This is a genomic window from Treponema sp. UBA6852, assembly GCA_002449305.1.
Lineage (GTDB): Bacteria > Spirochaetota > Spirochaetia > Treponematales > Treponemataceae > Treponema_D.
Genome location: DKDI01000013.1, coordinates 89794 through 104650, shown reverse-complemented (window position 1 = coordinate 104650; position 14857 = coordinate 89794). Strand labels below are relative to the sequence as shown.

The 14857-nt window shown below is 38.5% G+C and carries 16 protein-coding genes; 13 read left to right on the top strand and 3 right to left on the bottom strand.

Annotated features, from left to right (window positions below):
- Positions 1–1489, bottom strand: a 1489-nt coding sequence (locus B3209_RS03690; RefSeq protein ID WP_296689842.1) for a hypothetical protein, incomplete at its 3' end; no start/stop codon positions are given.
- Between the two features lie 225 nt (positions 1490–1714).
- Here B3209_RS03690 and B3209_RS03685 point away from each other — a divergent pair.
- Both B3209_RS03685 and B3209_RS03680 read left to right on the top strand, forming a co-directional pair.
- Entirely contained in the window at positions 1715–2149 is a 435-nt protein-coding gene (locus tag B3209_RS03685) for a septum formation initiator family protein (RefSeq protein WP_296665131.1), read from the top strand.
- The gene (locus tag B3209_RS03680; RefSeq protein WP_296665129.1) at positions 2136–2717 is read left to right on the top strand and encodes an L-threonylcarbamoyladenylate synthase; all 582 of its coding nucleotides are present in this window, start codon (positions 2136–2138) and stop codon (positions 2715–2717) included. Before B3209_RS03685 ends, B3209_RS03680 begins: the two co-directional genes overlap by 14 nt.
- Here the strand turns inward: B3209_RS03680 and B3209_RS03675 are convergent.
- On the bottom strand, positions 2707–3546 hold the full coding sequence (locus B3209_RS03675; RefSeq protein WP_296665127.1) for a TP0183 family DNA metabolism protein: 840 nt from the start codon (positions 3544–3546) through the stop codon (positions 2707–2709). The genes B3209_RS03680 and B3209_RS03675 overlap by 11 nt on opposite strands.
- Positions 3547–3558: 12 nt before the next feature.
- On the bottom strand, positions 3559–4023 hold the full coding sequence (gene smpB / locus B3209_RS03670; RefSeq protein WP_296665125.1) for an SsrA-binding protein SmpB: 465 nt from the start codon (positions 4021–4023) through the stop codon (positions 3559–3561).
- Positions 4024–4147: 124 nt separating this feature from the next.
- Here smpB and lepB point away from each other — a divergent pair, with 124 nt between their 5' ends.
- From lepB to B3209_RS03615, 11 genes are all read left to right on the top strand, one after another.
- The gene (gene lepB / locus B3209_RS03665) at positions 4148–4843 is read left to right on the top strand and encodes a signal peptidase I (protein ID WP_296665123.1); all 696 of its coding nucleotides are present in this window, start codon (positions 4148–4150) and stop codon (positions 4841–4843) included.
- Positions 4844–4849: 6 nt separating this feature from the next.
- The gene (gene hemW, locus B3209_RS03660) at positions 4850–6022 is read left to right on the top strand and encodes a radical SAM family heme chaperone HemW (RefSeq protein ID WP_296665135.1); all 1173 of its coding nucleotides are present in this window, start codon (positions 4850–4852) and stop codon (positions 6020–6022) included.
- A gap of 284 nt (positions 6023–6306) precedes the next feature.
- A complete protein-coding gene (dxs, locus tag B3209_RS03655) occupies positions 6307–8226 on the top strand; it encodes a 1-deoxy-D-xylulose-5-phosphate synthase (protein ID WP_296665121.1) in 1920 nt (639 codons plus the stop codon).
- A complete protein-coding gene (gene folP / locus B3209_RS03650; RefSeq protein ID WP_296689839.1) occupies positions 8223–9053 on the top strand; it encodes a dihydropteroate synthase in 831 nt (276 codons plus the stop codon). Before dxs ends, folP begins: the two co-directional genes overlap by 4 nt.
- Complete coding sequence (cdaA, locus tag B3209_RS03645) at positions 9040–9867, top strand: diadenylate cyclase CdaA (protein ID WP_013701353.1); 828 nt, start codon at positions 9040–9042, stop codon at positions 9865–9867. The genes folP and cdaA overlap by 14 nt, the downstream gene beginning before the upstream one ends.
- Positions 9833–10873 (top strand): CdaR family protein, encoded by a 1041-nt coding sequence (locus tag B3209_RS03640; RefSeq protein WP_296665115.1) that lies wholly within the window; start codon positions 9833–9835, stop codon positions 10871–10873. The genes cdaA and B3209_RS03640 overlap by 35 nt, the downstream gene beginning before the upstream one ends.
- An 8-nt stretch (positions 10874–10881) precedes the next feature.
- Positions 10882–11265 (top strand): holo-ACP synthase, encoded by a 384-nt coding sequence (gene acpS, locus B3209_RS03635; protein ID WP_296689838.1) that lies wholly within the window; start codon positions 10882–10884, stop codon positions 11263–11265.
- A 28-nt stretch (positions 11266–11293) separates the two neighbouring features.
- Positions 11294–12202: a DUF2225 domain-containing protein gene (locus B3209_RS03630; protein WP_296689836.1), complete on the top strand. Its 909-nt coding sequence runs from the start codon at positions 11294–11296 to the stop codon at positions 12200–12202.
- The gene (gene truA, locus B3209_RS03625; RefSeq protein WP_296689834.1) at positions 12195–12980 is read left to right on the top strand and encodes a tRNA pseudouridine(38-40) synthase TruA; all 786 of its coding nucleotides are present in this window, start codon (positions 12195–12197) and stop codon (positions 12978–12980) included. The genes B3209_RS03630 and truA overlap by 8 nt, the downstream gene beginning before the upstream one ends.
- A 50-nt stretch (positions 12981–13030) precedes the next feature.
- On the top strand, positions 13031–14245 hold the full coding sequence (locus tag B3209_RS03620; protein ID WP_296689832.1) for an LIC_12708 family protein: 1215 nt from the start codon (positions 13031–13033) through the stop codon (positions 14243–14245).
- Positions 14246–14259: 14 nt separating this feature from the next.
- Positions 14260–14826, top strand: coding sequence for a hypothetical protein (locus B3209_RS03615; protein WP_296662461.1), 567 nt, complete (start codon positions 14260–14262; stop codon positions 14824–14826).
- Positions 14827–14857 lie beyond the last annotated feature (31 nt).

Sequence of the window (14857 nt, the reverse complement as noted above, 5' to 3'; positions counted from 1 at the left end):
CTTCTACAGTTTCAGGTTCTTCCGCGGCCGGCTCTTTTTTTTCTTCACGCTGAATCAAAGTTCCGTCTTCGTTGTAAGGTCCTGTAACGCCAGGACCTCCGTCAGTAAAGCCTTCTTCGCCCATAAAATCGTCCAAAGAAATTTCAGTGTCAGATGAATCTGTGGAAACGTTTTCTACTTGCGGTTCTTCTAATTCTGGCTGCGCAATTTCTTGCTTAGGTTCTTGAAAAGTTTCTACTGCTGGAAAATCATCTGCGTTTGGTTCTGCTGGAATTTCTTCGAGTGCAACTGGCTCGTTTTGTTCTTCTTTAGGAGTTTCGCTTGCTGAAAAGTCTACAGTCTGTCCGTTTTCATCTTCAATATTGTTAAAAATTGAATCAATATCAAAACTGTCGTCTGGAGAAGAAAGGTCAGTTTCTTGTTCCTTTTGAACTGCTTTTTCTGAATCTTGTGAAATGTCAACCTGAATGTCATCATCGTCAGAAGATTCCGATTCGGATGTTTCTGCTTTTTCAGGCTGAGTTTCATTGTCATCTTCAATATCAACGTTCATTTCATAGTCAACTGGACCAGTTGGCTCTTTTTTCTCTTTTTCATCGCCTAAAATAGGATTCAAGTTTTCAGAATTGTCTTCAAATCCAAAGTCCGAAAGGTCGATTTCTTCTGAATCCACAGTTGAAGCTGTTGCAGGGGAAGGGGCTGTTTCTTGCTCGATTTCTGGAAGTTCTTGCAACTCAGGAGTTTCATCAGATAAATTCTCAAAAAGGGAATCGAAATCTTCTGTATTATCTTCAGCTTCGTTTTCCTGGGCTTCTGCGTCGCTTCCTTCAAGAACTGGCTCTTCAAAGTCTAAGTCAATGTCAAGCGGATCAGCTTCTTCAATTTCTGCCTGTTCCTCTTTTTCGCCTTCAAAAGATGCTCCGTCCATAAAAGCGTCAAGGTCAATGTCTCCATCTCCAAAGTCTGGTGAGCTTCCTGAATCTCCTCCCATGAACGCGCTTAAATCAACTTCGTCATCCTGTGCTGGAGCGTCTGAACTGCTGTCTAAAAATGAATCTAAGTCTATTTCACCGTCTGGGATTTCTGCGGATGGCTCGGGAGCTTTTTCAGCTTCTTCTGCTTTTGGCTCTGTTGGAATTTCTTCTGTTTCAGATGTCTTTTGTTCTTCTGGAAGGTCTATGTCAAAATTGTCAAAGCTGTTTAACTTGGAAATTTCATCTGCAATGGCAGTTTCTTCGTTTGTTGGAAGTTCCGTATCTTCTACAGCTGGAGTTTCTTCTGGCTCTATGTCCACGGATTTTTCTAAGTCTTCTCCAATGCTCTGTTCAAGGGGAATTTCTGAAATTTCTATGTTGTCTAGTGAAAAATCATCTGGCAGTTCTACTGGATTCTGCGCTTGTGTTTTGTCATTTTTTTCAGCTGGCGCAGGGCTTTTTATCCATACACCGTATTCATCGAGTTCACTTTTGTTTTCTGGTGTTTCGCTCATGTAGAATCCCCTTTTAAGAAATTTGCATTAAAAAAATCTTATTAAATTATCGGCTTTATTATTATAAATCAGCATAGATATTTTACTATATATTGAAAAAAAATTCCATAGAAAAAAATTATATGCGCTGTTCAGTTTTGCCTTGAAACTGCCGAAATTCAATTCATAATGGAAAGATTCAGACTGCTTTCGGCATTTTTCATAGGCACTTTTTTTTATACCGTCATGGCTTTTATCGGTGGAAGCGATGGAATTTGGGCTATGAAACAGCTTCAGGAGCAGAAACAACTTTTGAGTGCGCATACGGCTGCAATTGAAAAAACTTATGACGAGCTTTCTCTTGAGCAGATTGCGCTTCAAAAAGACCTTGATGTTATTGCCTCTTACGCGAAAAAACTGGGCTATGTCTCTGAAAGTGAAAAACTTGTAAAAATTTCAGGGCTTGCTTCACGGGAAACTCACATTTTTGATCCCGGAACTTTAATCCGCCACCATGAAGTAAAGTATATTCCAGAATGGCTTTGCAAGTCTTCTGCATTGACTATAATGGTTCTGGCTTATTTTGTTTTGTTTTTAGCTGACTTGCAGAAAGGCTGCATTCATTTTCCTTCAAGAAAAAAAATCACAAGCGGCGGGATTGCGGTTTATGATATGCAATAAAAATGAAAATTCAGCTCATATTGCGGCGGATTTTTTGAAGCGCGGAAAAATTTGCGTTCTTCCAACAGACACAGTTTACGGATTCAGCGGAATTGCCGAAAATTCATTGCAGTCAAAATTTGATACAGACGCAAAAATAAGAAAAATAAAGGGCAGGGAAGAAAAAAAGCCTTTTATCCAGCTCGTTTCTTCTCCAGATGAAATATCAAAATATTCTGACTTTAAAATTCCAAAGCCGCTTACGCAAAAATGGCCAGGAGCTTTGACTGTTATAGTTCCGCTAAAATTTCCTTTTTCTGAAAAAAATGCAACTGTTGCTTTCCGCTGTCCGGGAGATTTGTGGCTTAGAAATGTAATTGCTGAATGCGGATTTCCTATTTACAGCACAAGCGTGAACCGAAGCGGCAGTCCTGTTTTGGATTCAGTTTGCGGAATTGAAAAAGAATTCACAAATGAAGTTGATTTGATTATTGACGACGGCGACAAAAAAGGCTCTTTGCCTTCAACGATTGTGCTTTTAGAAAATGACGGCTGGAAAGTTTTAAGGCAGGGAAGCGTTATCGTTTAGTCCAGCTGACTTCAACTTCTCCCTGTGAAATTCCTCCCGGGGAATTTTTGTTTTCTACAAGAGTTGTCTTTTTGCCAGAAAGAGTGTTGCCTGAAAGTTTCATGTTCCATTCAACCGGAGCTGCATTTGCTGCGTTTTTCAATGCTTCTTGGCGCGGAATTTCCGGGAAAAATGAAGCGTTTGGCTTTCCGTTCTGCTTTATCTTTATAGAATTTCCTTGAACCGTTATCGAAATATTCATGCTTGCTCCGTTTTTAAAGATAACAAAGCCGCGTCCGCCTCTTAAAATTAAAATTTTTTCTATTAGCGGCTCTCCTGTCCAAGTCCCTGCGATTGCTTCGATTGAATTTTCATTTGCAGAAGAGATTTGAGGTTCTTGACTTTCCTGATTCTGTGGTTCTGGCTGTGAAGGAAGCTGAATGTTTCCCGAAAGATTTTGCAGAAGATTTTCCAGCGAAGGCTTTGCATCAAGAAGAATTTTATAGTATGTGTCGTATTTCTTTGTGGAGCTTACATTCTGCTTGCCGTCAGCTTTTATTGCGTTTAATGTGCATAGCCAGCCACCGTCCGTGTCTTCCTGGATTTCCGCATAAAATGAAATGTTTCTAGTTTCTGCGCCTGGGTAGTAGTTTTCGTTTCTTCTGTCGTTAACGGAATATCCGTCAACCGTCTGAAACTGCGCAAAAAAAAGATCCGTGGTCATTTTTATCATGTTGGAATCTTTTGAAGATGATACGGTCGCAAAAAAATCCACCGTTTCTGCAGAAAATGCAAAAGTTGCCAAAAAGAGGATAATTATTTTTAATGCAGGATTTTTTTTGCTCTGCAACTATTTCTCCCTTTATCCGTCCAGCCTGTTTCTGAATTCCCTTGCAATGTCGCGCTTTACATCTCTGTCTTTTATTGCGGCACGCTTGTCGAATTCTTTCTTTCCTTTGCAAAGTCCGAGATTTATTTTTACAAGCCCTTTTTTCAGATAGACTTCGAGCGGAACAAGAGTGAATCCTTTTTCCTCTGTTTTTCTCTGAAGCCTTTTTATTTCGTCTTTGTGAAGAAGCAATTTTTTCTTTCTGTCCGGCTCGTGGTTGAACACAGAAGAAAATGTATACTCCGAAATATGAAAATTCTGAAGCCAGACTTCTCCGTTTTCTATAAAGGCAAAACTGTCGCCAAATGAAATGTTTCCGGCTTTTATGGATTTTACTTCCGAGCCTTCAAGCGCGATTCCACATTCAATAGAGTCTGTTACAATATAGTTGAAATGTGCCTTTCTGTTCTGCGCGACAGTTTTCCGTGCTTCTTCCATATCTATAAATAGTATATTTTTTTTCAAATAGTTTCAACAAGAGTTTTTTTTGAAACTGCTCTTCGGCAAACTGCTTAAAAATATGTTGCTTGATAATAAAGTTCTTTTTTGCTATTGTTTGTGCATGAAACAGAATGTCGGAGATTATTCATTTGAATATAAGAAAAAGCAGCAGGTCAAGTTCATGCACGCTGTTGTCTTTGTGGTTTCAGTCTTTGTTTTTATTTCAGTTTTTTTGAACTGCATTTTATTTTCAACTTTTATAAATTCATCGTCAATGGAAACTGATGTTTCTAAGGGCGGAATTGTTTTTGTGTGTCCGTTTTTGCGAAGCCCTTCGCGCGGGCAGGTTGTGTATCTTTCGCGCATGGACGGAGAAAAACTTTCGGCCGGACAGAAATTTCTTAATGCCGCAGTGAAATTTTTTACATTGCAAAAGTATTCACCGTTTGGAAGAAATTCGCGCATGACTGGAAAAAACACTGTAAGACGCGTTGTGGCTCTTCCTGGAGATTCGTACTACATGAAAGACTATGTGCTTTATGTTAAGCCTGCAGGACAATCGCATTATCTTACTGAATTTGAACTTGCTTCAAAGCCTTATAATATAAGCATTTATTCAGTTCCTGTCGAATGGGACGGAATGGGATGCTCCGGCCAACTGGAAGAAGCAACCTTGGGAAAAAACGAGTATTTTGTGCTTGCAGACAACCGCATAGAAGGCTTGGATTCCCGCGTCTACGGAAAAATTCCTTCGTCAAGAATAAAAGGGCGCGTAATCTGGCAGTGCTTTCCGTTTGGAGAAATGAGGCTCTACTGATTTTTGATGAAAAGTGCGGCTTTATATGTCCATATTCCGTTCTGCCTAAAGAAATGCAGCTACTGCGACTTTTTCAGTGTGGAAAATTTCGGGCGCATAGACGACTTGTATCTTGAATGCTTGAAAAATGAAGCCGCTTTTTATGCAGAAAAGTACAAAATTGATTTTTGGAGCACCATTTATATCGGGGGCGGCACTCCAAGCCTTTTGTCTGCTAGCCAAATTGAAAAACTTGCAGTTTACTTGAAAAATACCTGCCTTTGCAAGAATATTCCGCCTTTGGAATTTACAATAGAAATGAATCCTGAGTCAGTTTCAAAAGAAAAGCTTGATTCAGCATGGAAAAATGGCATTACGCGCCTTTCCCTTGGAATTCAGTCGCTAAATAAAAACGCGCTGAAGTCTGTCGAGCGTCATTGCAGTGCGGAAAAGGCTTTTGCGGCTTTGGAAACTGTAAAATCCTGCTGGAAGGGTGAACTTAACTTGGATGCGATTGCAGGTCTTCCTTGCCAGTCCGAAGAGGACTTTCTTTTGTCGCTTGAAAAAATAATTTCGTACAATCCGGGGCATATTTCTCTTTATACGCTTACTGTTGAAGAAAAAACTCCGCTAGCAAGGAATATTTCATCTGGAAAAATAAGTTTTGACTTTGACGAGGCTGATTCCCAGTGGCTTTCCGGACGCGATTTGCTTTTAAAAAACGGTTTTTTTCAGTATGAAGTTTCAAACTTTTGCCAAAATGGAAAAAAAAGTGTTCATAATAGTTCTTACTGGGCGCAAAAAGATTATGTTGGCATTGGATGCTCTGCCTGCGGAACTTTTTATGGGAACAAGAGTTTTCGCTGGATAGATACGGAAAATATTTTGGAGTACGAAAATTTCTGGAGCAAGCAGTTTCCTCTTGAATCAGAAATTCCAAGAAGCATAGAAGAATTCAGCCTTGAAACTCGGGAGTTTGAGTTCTTGATGATGGGACTTAGGACTTTTGAAGGCTTGAATTCAGCCCAATATAGAAAAAACTTTTGTTCCGTTGAGCCGTGGAATGGCGACTTGGAAAAACGTCTTGAGCCTGTAAAGAAATTCGGTATTAAAACTACGGAAAATTCAGACAGCTCTAAGAATTTTTCACTTACAGAAGATTCAATCTTGTTTTTGAACAAAATTCTGCTTGAGCTTTAGCAATAATTGATATTTTCTCTTGACTTAAAATATGAAATTCCGCATAATAAAAGAACTTATTATAGTAAGGAGTTCTACTGTGCCTTGTGGAAAGAAAAGAAAGCGCGCAAAAATAGCGACACATAAGCGTAAGAAGAAGCTTAGAAGAAATCGCCATAAGAGTAAGTAAAATAGCTTTGTAATTTTTTGCAAGGTTATTGGATTATTTCAAAAGGCCTTTTTTCATGGAGACCGCGGTTATTTTTATTTGACTGCGGTCTTTTTTGTGTTTTTGGAGCTTTAACTTGATTTTAAATGATATTCATTCGCCTGAAGATTTAAAGCTTATTCCAAAAAAGCTTCTTCCTTCACTGGCAAAAGAAATCCGCAGTAAGATTATAGAAGTTGTAGGGCATAATGGCGGACATCTTGCAAGCAACCTTGGCGTTGTGGAGCTTTCAATTGCCCTGCACAGAAGTTTTTCTAGTCCGCAAGATGCCATTATCTGGGATGTAAGCCATCAGTGCTATCCGCATAAAATTCTTACTGGTCGCTACGAGCTGTTTTCGTCAATAAGAATGAAGAACGGAATTTCTGGCTTTACAAAAATCAAGGAAAGTCCTCACGATTATTTTGATGCAGGACACGCTTCTTCTTCCATTTCATCTGCGTTGGGACTTTTGTCTGCCTGGGAACTTGAAGGAAGAAAAGACAAAGTTGTTGTTGTAATTGGCGATGGAGCTCTTACCGGCGGAATGGCTTTTGAAGGATTGAGTCACGCAGGTCAGCTTGCTAAAAATTTGATTGTTGTTGTAAATGACAACCAGATGTCGATTGACAAGAATGTCGGCTCAATTTCGCGTTATCTTTCCAGTCTTGCTTTTTCTGACAGCTATCACGGATTCCGCTATAAAGTTGACCGTCTTATCGATAAAATTCCTTATTTTAACCGCTGGCTTGGAAAAGTTGTTTTCAGGCTGAAACGCGGACTTAAAGGGCTTTTTTTTACAAATAATCTGTTTGTTGATCTTGGATTTGAATACACAGGACCTTTGAACGGACACAGCATTGACGAGATGGAGCGTGTCTTTAACCGTGCGAAAAAAATTCCGCGGCCTGTTGTAATTCACGTTGTTACAAAAAAAGGAAAAGGCTATAGTCCTGCTGAGAACAATCCTTCTGTCTTTCATGGAGTCGGGCCTTTTAATATAACTGACGGAATTGTTGAAAAATTTGACAATTTGAGTTTTACAGAAAATTTCAGCAATAAAATTGTGGAAATGGCTCAGGCGGACAATAGGATTGTTGCAATTACTGCGGCAATGTCAAAGGGAACTGGACTTGATGCTTTTTCAAGAAAATTTAAAGATAGATTTTTTGATGTTGGGATTGCAGAGGAGCACGCTGTAACTTTCGCAGGAGGAATTGCCGCTGGAGGTTTGATTCCTGTTGTTGCAATTTATTCAACTTTTATTCAAAGAAGCGTTGACCAGATTATAGAAGATATTGCTCTGCAAAACAGGCACGTTATAATTGCCCTTGACCGCGCTGGAGCAGTCCCTTCTGATGGAGAAACTCATCAGGGAATTTTTGATATTGCGCTTTTTAGACCTGTGCCGAATCTTTCTATGATTTCCGTAGCAGGAAAAAAAGACATGGAGCTTTGCCTTGATTGGGCAGTAAACAAAGCTCAAGGTCCTGTTGTAATGCGCTGGCCAAAAATGGCTTGTCCTTCTGAGCTTGAGCCTTTTTCAGCTCCTGTAGAACCTGGGAAAGGTGTGCTTTTGCAGACTACGGATTTTGCGCCTTCCATTTCTTCTTTTGGGCAGGGCGAAGATTCTTGGAGAAAAAAAGTGCTTTTGGTTTGCACTGGAAGCGTTTTTTCAGAAACATTGAGAGCCGCCCGCGCGCTTGTTTTGGACGGAATCGATGCTGATATTTATTCTCTTAGATTTATAAAGCCTTTTGATGAAAAATATTTTGCTGGAATCGCAAAGCTTTATTACGGAATTGTTTTTATAGAAGACGGAGTAAAAATGGGCGGAATTTCAGAGTGGCTTGAAAGTTTTGTGCGAGGCTCTCCTGAAACTTCATTTTTAAAAACTGCGGTTCTTGCTTTTCCTGACAAATTTGTTGCAAATGGAAACCGCGAACAGATTCTGGATGAAGCTGGACTTTCTTCTGAAAAAATTGCAACTGCGGCTAAGGAACTAATGCGGATATGAAAAATTTAAATTTGGCTTCAAGAAAAGTTTCAACAGATTTTCCGGCGTTTGTGATGGGAATTGTAAACTGCACTCCAGATAGTTTTTTCAGCGCAAGCAGAGGCGGCGCAGAACGTGCTTTTGAGTTGATTGATGAAGGCGCAGACATTCTTGATTTGGGCGGAGAATCTACTCGTCCAGGTTCAGATTATGTGAGCGCGGAAGAAGAAATAAAGCGCATTGTTCCTGTCATAGAAGAAATCCGCAGAAAAAGCGATATTCCGATTTCAGTTGACACAAGAAAAAAAATTGTTATGCAGGCTGCGTTTGATTCTGGAGCGGACATTTTAAATGACATTTCAGCATTGGAAGATGACCCTGAACTGGCTTTTTTTGCAGCGGAAAAGAAAATTCCTGTGGTTTTGATGCACAAGCGCGGAATTCCTTCTACAATGCAGGCAGACACAGAATATAAAAATATTTTTAATGAAGTGAGCTCGTATCTTGAGCAAAGAGCGGAATTTGCCATAAAAAGCGGAATTGAAAAAGAAAAAATAATCGTAGATCCTGGAATTGGATTTGGGAAAAATCTTGAAGGAAATTTGAATCTTATTTCAAACTGCGGCTCTCTTTGCGGCGGAAAATTTCCTGTGCTTATGGCGCTTTCAAGAAAATCTTGCATAGGACAAGTTACGGGGCGAGAAGTTCAAGAAAGGCTTTATGGAACTCTTGCCGCTGATTTGATTTCAGTTTTAAAAGGAGCTTTTATGGTTCGCGTGCATGACGTTGCTCCTTGTAAAGATACCCTTGCTGTGTTAAAATCGCTTTTAAAGTATGAATCAGTTTGAGACTTTAATAAAAATATATGATTTTATCAGGCCTGTCCTTGATATAGGAATTATTACATTTCTTCTGTACAAGGCTTATCAGCTTATAACAAAAACCAATGCGATTCAGCTTATAAGAGCTGCGGTGGTTGTGGTTCTTTCTTATGCGGTTGCAGTTATCCTTCAGCTTAGAACTTTGCTTTGGATTTTTTCGGTTATTGCGCCGGGACTTATGATGGCTTTTGCGATTGTTTTTCAGCCGGAATTAAGAAAAGTTTTTCTTAAACTTGGACAGGCTGAATGGTTCACTTTTGGAAGCAGGGCGAAGCATTCTTATGTGGATTCTGTTCTTATTGCAGCTGAAATGCTTTCAAAGCAGAAGCGCGGAATGCTTGCTGTTTTTATGCGGCGCACAAAGCTTGACAATATTCTTTCCACGGGAACAAGACTTAATGCAGATCTTTCTTCAAGCTTGCTTGTAACAATTTTCGGACATAATACGCCTTTGCATGATGGCGCTTGTTTTATTCAGGGCGGAAAAATTCTTGCGGCGGGCTGTTTTCTTCCAGTAAGCGAGCAATACGACATAAAAAAGACTTTTGGAACACGTCATAGGGCGGCTCTTGGTCTTTGCGAGGTAAGCGACTGCGTTGTGCTTGTTGTTAGTGAAGAAACTGGCGCATACAGTCTTGCCTATGACTCAAAGCTTCATTATGACCTTACAATGGATCAAGTTACAAGAATTCTTGAACGTCAGCTGGATATTACTCCAGATCAGCAGATTATAGAGGATACAATCGATGAGCATAAACCAATTACTGGCAAAGATAACTAAAAACTGGCCTGTAAAAGCAATCTGCTTTGTTCTGGCTGCAATGATTTATTTTTTTCATCAAATTTCACTTCTTGATGTAAAGACTTTTTCTGTGCCTCTTGAAGTCCGTGCTGAAGGAAATATGATTCCTGTTTCCGGGCTTGAACAGGTGAAATATATAAGGGTAAAAGTCAGGACAAAACGAGATCAGATTGCTTCTATAGTTGAAAAAGATTTGACAGCGTTTATAGATGTTTCTTCCCAAACAAAAGAAGGAATTTACGATTTTCCTGTTTATGTTGACCTTGATGAAAAAATTGTGCAGCTGGATTTAGAGCCGCTTGAAATTTACAATCAGCCTGACAATGTGAAAATTCAGATTCAAAAGAAAACAACAAAAGCTGTTCCTCTTTATGCTTCTGTTGTGGGAAAGCCTGCGCATGGATACAAGGCGCTTTCTGCTGAGTTGGAGCCTTCGTTTGTAACCTTGTGCGGACCTGCGTCAATGGTGGATTCAATAAATAAACTGCCGGTTGGAGCTGTTTCGATTGAAGGCGCGGACGGAAGCATCTCAAAAATTGTAAGTCCCGTGAATACAAATTCGTATATTTCGATTCTTGGAGAAAAAAATTCTATTAGAGTTTCTGTTCCGATTGTGATTGAGGGAACTGTAAAAGAATTCAAGAGTGTTCCTGTTGTGCTCGTAAATCTTTCGTCCAGTCTTGCAGTTTCTGGAGAAGATGTTAAAATTGATTTTTCTGTGGAAGGAAATTTGCTAGATATTGAAAAAGTTTCCCCGGCAGACTTTAATGTTTTTGCCGACTGCGCTTTTATTACAGAGCCAGGAATTTATGAAGTTCCAGTTCAAATTGACGCTCCGGGAAACCTGAATATTTCTTCGCAAAGCTTCACTGTCTTTGTGCTGAATGTTGTAAAATCAGAGCAAGAAGGAGAAATCCCTATAGAAGAGACTGAGACTGAAAAAAAGTCAACGAGCTCAGTTTTTAAAGTTCCGGTTTTGTCATAAAGGTTTGCATGATTTTTGGTGTTGGCTGCGATATAACAAAAGTTTCTCGATTTGAAAAATGGGTTTTGTCCAAAGATATGATAAAACGATTTTATAATGAAAGTGAATGTATTTCTGAAAGCGCAAGTCTTCAGCGTAAATGCGAATTTTATGCGAGCCGTTTTGCAGCGAAAGAAGCATTTTCAAAAGCTCTTGGAACTGGAATTCGCGGATTCAATTTAAATGAAGTTTTTATTTCAAAAGACGATAATAAAAAGCCTGAAATAAAAGTTTTAGGAAATGCAAAAAAATTGCTTGAAGAAAAATGCGGTGAAAAATATAAAATCCATGTTTCGCTTAGCCACGAAAAAGAATATGCTTTAGCGTTCGTTGCAATCGAAATACTTTCATAATGGAAAAATAAATTTTGCGGAGGAAAAAATGGCAACTCAATTTAATAGAAAAACTTTTTTAACAGAAGCAGAAAAAAAGCCCGCAGTTTCTTATTGGGCAAAAGAAGATGCTTTGTGTCCAGTCTGCCGCAAAAAATTCAGGCAAGAGCTTATGCATCAAGGTGGTGGCCGTACTATCGCAGGAAATCTTACTGACGAGCTTCATAGAAATTATGAGCCTTCCAAAAAATACGGAAGAGTTTATCCTCTTATTTACGAAATTGGCTGTTGTCCTCATTGCCACACAGCTTTGTTTTGGAAAGATTTCAAGGATATAAAAGATCCAGAAACTTTTGATAGAATTATGCAGGATGAGCAGCATAGAATAAAAGAAGTTGAAGCGATTTTTCCGCATTACGACTTAAATGACGAGCGGACTTTGTACGATGGAACTGCAATGTATTATCTTGCGCTCCTTTGCTATGAAAAGGCGGATATTGCTTATGCCCCAACTTTTAAACGCGCTGAAATTTCTTTGCGTCTTGCCTGGCTTTGCAATGAAATTGAACATGTTTGCCCGGATCATAATTATGACTATGTCGCTCAGGTTTTTTATAGAAAAGCTTTGTTTTTTTATCAGCAGACTTTGATTAATGAAACTGGACGAATTGAATCAATAGAATCTGTTGCAAACTTTGGTCCTGACACTGATAAAAACTATGGCTACGATGGCGTGATTTATTTAAGCGGACTTTTGGAATACAAGTACGGTCAGCGAGAAAATCAAGAGCTTAGACTGAAAAAACTTGATGAAAGCAAAAAGGCAATTGCAAGAATTTTCGGCTTAGGAAAATCCAGCAAGGCAAAGCCAGGTCCTCTTCTTGAAGTTGCAAAATCGCTTTACGATAAAATGACTTCCGAGCTTTCCTCTAACAATATTTTCAGCGAAGATGACTAATATTCTTCTTACAGTTTCTTATGACGGAACTGATTTTTGCGGCTGGCAAAGACAGGACAAATCTGACAACGGAAGTCCGGTCCGTACAGTTCAGGGCGAAATTGAAAACGCGCTTTTTAAAATGCTGAAAGTTCCTGTAAAACTTTCTGGCAGCGGAAGAACTGACAGCGGAGTTCATGCGGCGGGGCAGGCTGCAAATTTTGAATCTCCAATCGATACAATTCCTTGCGAAAACTATGTTAGGGCTTTAAATGGAATTCTTCCGCAGGACATAAGAATCTTAAAAGCACGGAAAGTTGAAAAAGGTTTCAGCTCAAGATTTTGCGCGACTTCAAGATTATACAGATATTTTATCCAGACAAAAAATCCGCCCTTTGCAAGTGAAAGCCGTTACAGATGGTTTATTTCGTTTCGTCCGGAAATTGATTTATTGAATGAAATGTGTTCTTGTCTTCGCGGTGAAATTGACTGCGCTTCTTTTGCCGCTTCTGGAGATTCAAGCCTTTCTACAAAAAGATATATTGACAATGCGTTTTTTTTCTGGAACAAGGAAAATCCTGATTTGCTTGTTTTTCAAATTGAAGCAAATGCTTTTCTTTGGAAAATGGTCAGATCCATTACAGGCACTCTTATCCAGCTTGCGCAGAAAAAATGCAGCCCCGATGAATTTAAAAAAATTCTTGAATGCTGCGACAGAACTAAAGCTGGAATTACAGCGCCGCCAACAGGACTTTTTTTGTGGGAAGTAAAATTTGATGGAATCCGCCGCCATGTTTAATTGCGTTGCTTCTTGATGAAATTTGCTAAATCTTTTATTCTTTTTGTACTATGAAAATTTTTAAGAACCTTCTGGTTGCATTTGTTTTTATTTCTGTTTTTTGTGGATGCAGAAAGGGAAAGATAGTTTCTTCTGTTGAAAAAGAAAATCTTTTTGAATTGAACTATGGAACTTTTGAAGATGAGCTTAATGTTTTTAATATGTCATCGGCTGGAAATATCAACACTTCAATTTCTATGCAGGATGGATTTTTTTATATTTTGAACGGCGAGTCAAAAAAAATAATGGAAATGAACAGTTACGGAGATTTGCTTGCCTTGTATTACAATCCGCAGGAAAATCCACGTCCTTCATTTTCTGAAAATACAAGTGATATTAATTCTACGCGCGCTGCTGTTCCGTATTCATTTAATGAAGTTTCAAAAATTGCTGTTGATTCAAGAAAATATCTTTATGTGGTTGACAAGCTTCCATTAAATCGTCAGGAAACAGATTCAAAGACAAATCAAGTTTTGAGCCAAATTATTGTAAGGTTTGACGATTCAAAAAAATACATGAACTATATAGGTCAGCAAGGTCCTGGAGGAACTCCTTTTCCGTATATAAAAAATATTTTTACGACAGACAAAAATGAGCTTGTTGTTTTATGCACAACTTCATCCGGCGCAGTTGTTTATTGGTTTTCTATGGATGGATTTTTAATGTACACAATTCCAATTGAAAAAGAAAATGTTCCGAATCCTTTTGCAGAGGAAAAAACTGAAACTTTTTTTTCTCTTGAAAATATTGTTCCAGATTACAAAGAACGCAAGTTGTATTTAAAAGTTGATTATTTTTCAAGCTATATCGATGAGTCAAGCCGCGTTCAGTCTGGAGTGGAATATATAACTACGCTGATTCATCCTTTTGATGTTGAAAATAATTCTTATGATTTTCCTATAACTGTTCCGCCTTATGATGAGCCTATTTCTGAAGGATTCTCTAAGGAAACTTTTGAAATTCCTTATGATTTCTTGGGAATTACTGATAGCGGCTGGTTTTATTTTATTGTAAGCACAGACAACGGTTTTAGCTTGCAAATGGTTCAGTCAAACGGACAGAGAATTCTAAAGCGAAAAATTTCACTTGATAGGGAATCCTGCCTTTATTATTCTTTCAATTTGAGCCGCGAAGGAATAATTTCAGCGTTGATTGTAAAAAATGAAAAAGCTTCTGTGTGCTGGTGGCGAATCGATTCTTTGATTCAGGCTGTTATAAAAAATTAATTTTGGAACTATAAATGGAAATTTTTGATGATGAAAGCCAGCCTGAAATTCGCTACGATGAGAACGATTTAGTTTTTCATTACAAAAGAGGCTCGTTTCGCCAGCATGAGCAAGCAATTTATCGCGATCTTGCAACTGGAAAAAACGCTCCAAAAAAAGGGCTTATAAAAGTTCTTTTTTCAACAAAGGGAAATAAAATCGCATTTTTTACAATGGTGATGTGCATTGTTTTATTCTTTGTTCTTGGAATTATAAATGGCGGAACAGACAAAAATTCAATTGCAGGAATGACAGCGAAACTTTCTGCATTTTCATTTGATGAAAAAGTTTATGCTTCTGTTGAATTTTCCAACTTTGAAAAACTAGAAAATACTGATTCCATTTCATTAAATGTTCTATTTGAATGCTTTAATGAGGAAGACTCTGTTGCTGATAAATTTGAAACAGTTTTCAATTTTGTTCCAAAATCCCCAAAGCCGATTTACGCAGTTTTCAGTGATTATGATTTGGTTTCTGTAAAATGCCATTTAATCTATGAAAATGAGTCTACTGTTTTGGAATGCAGGATTTCAAATAGATAAATTTACCATTTACAATTTTCAAATTTTCATT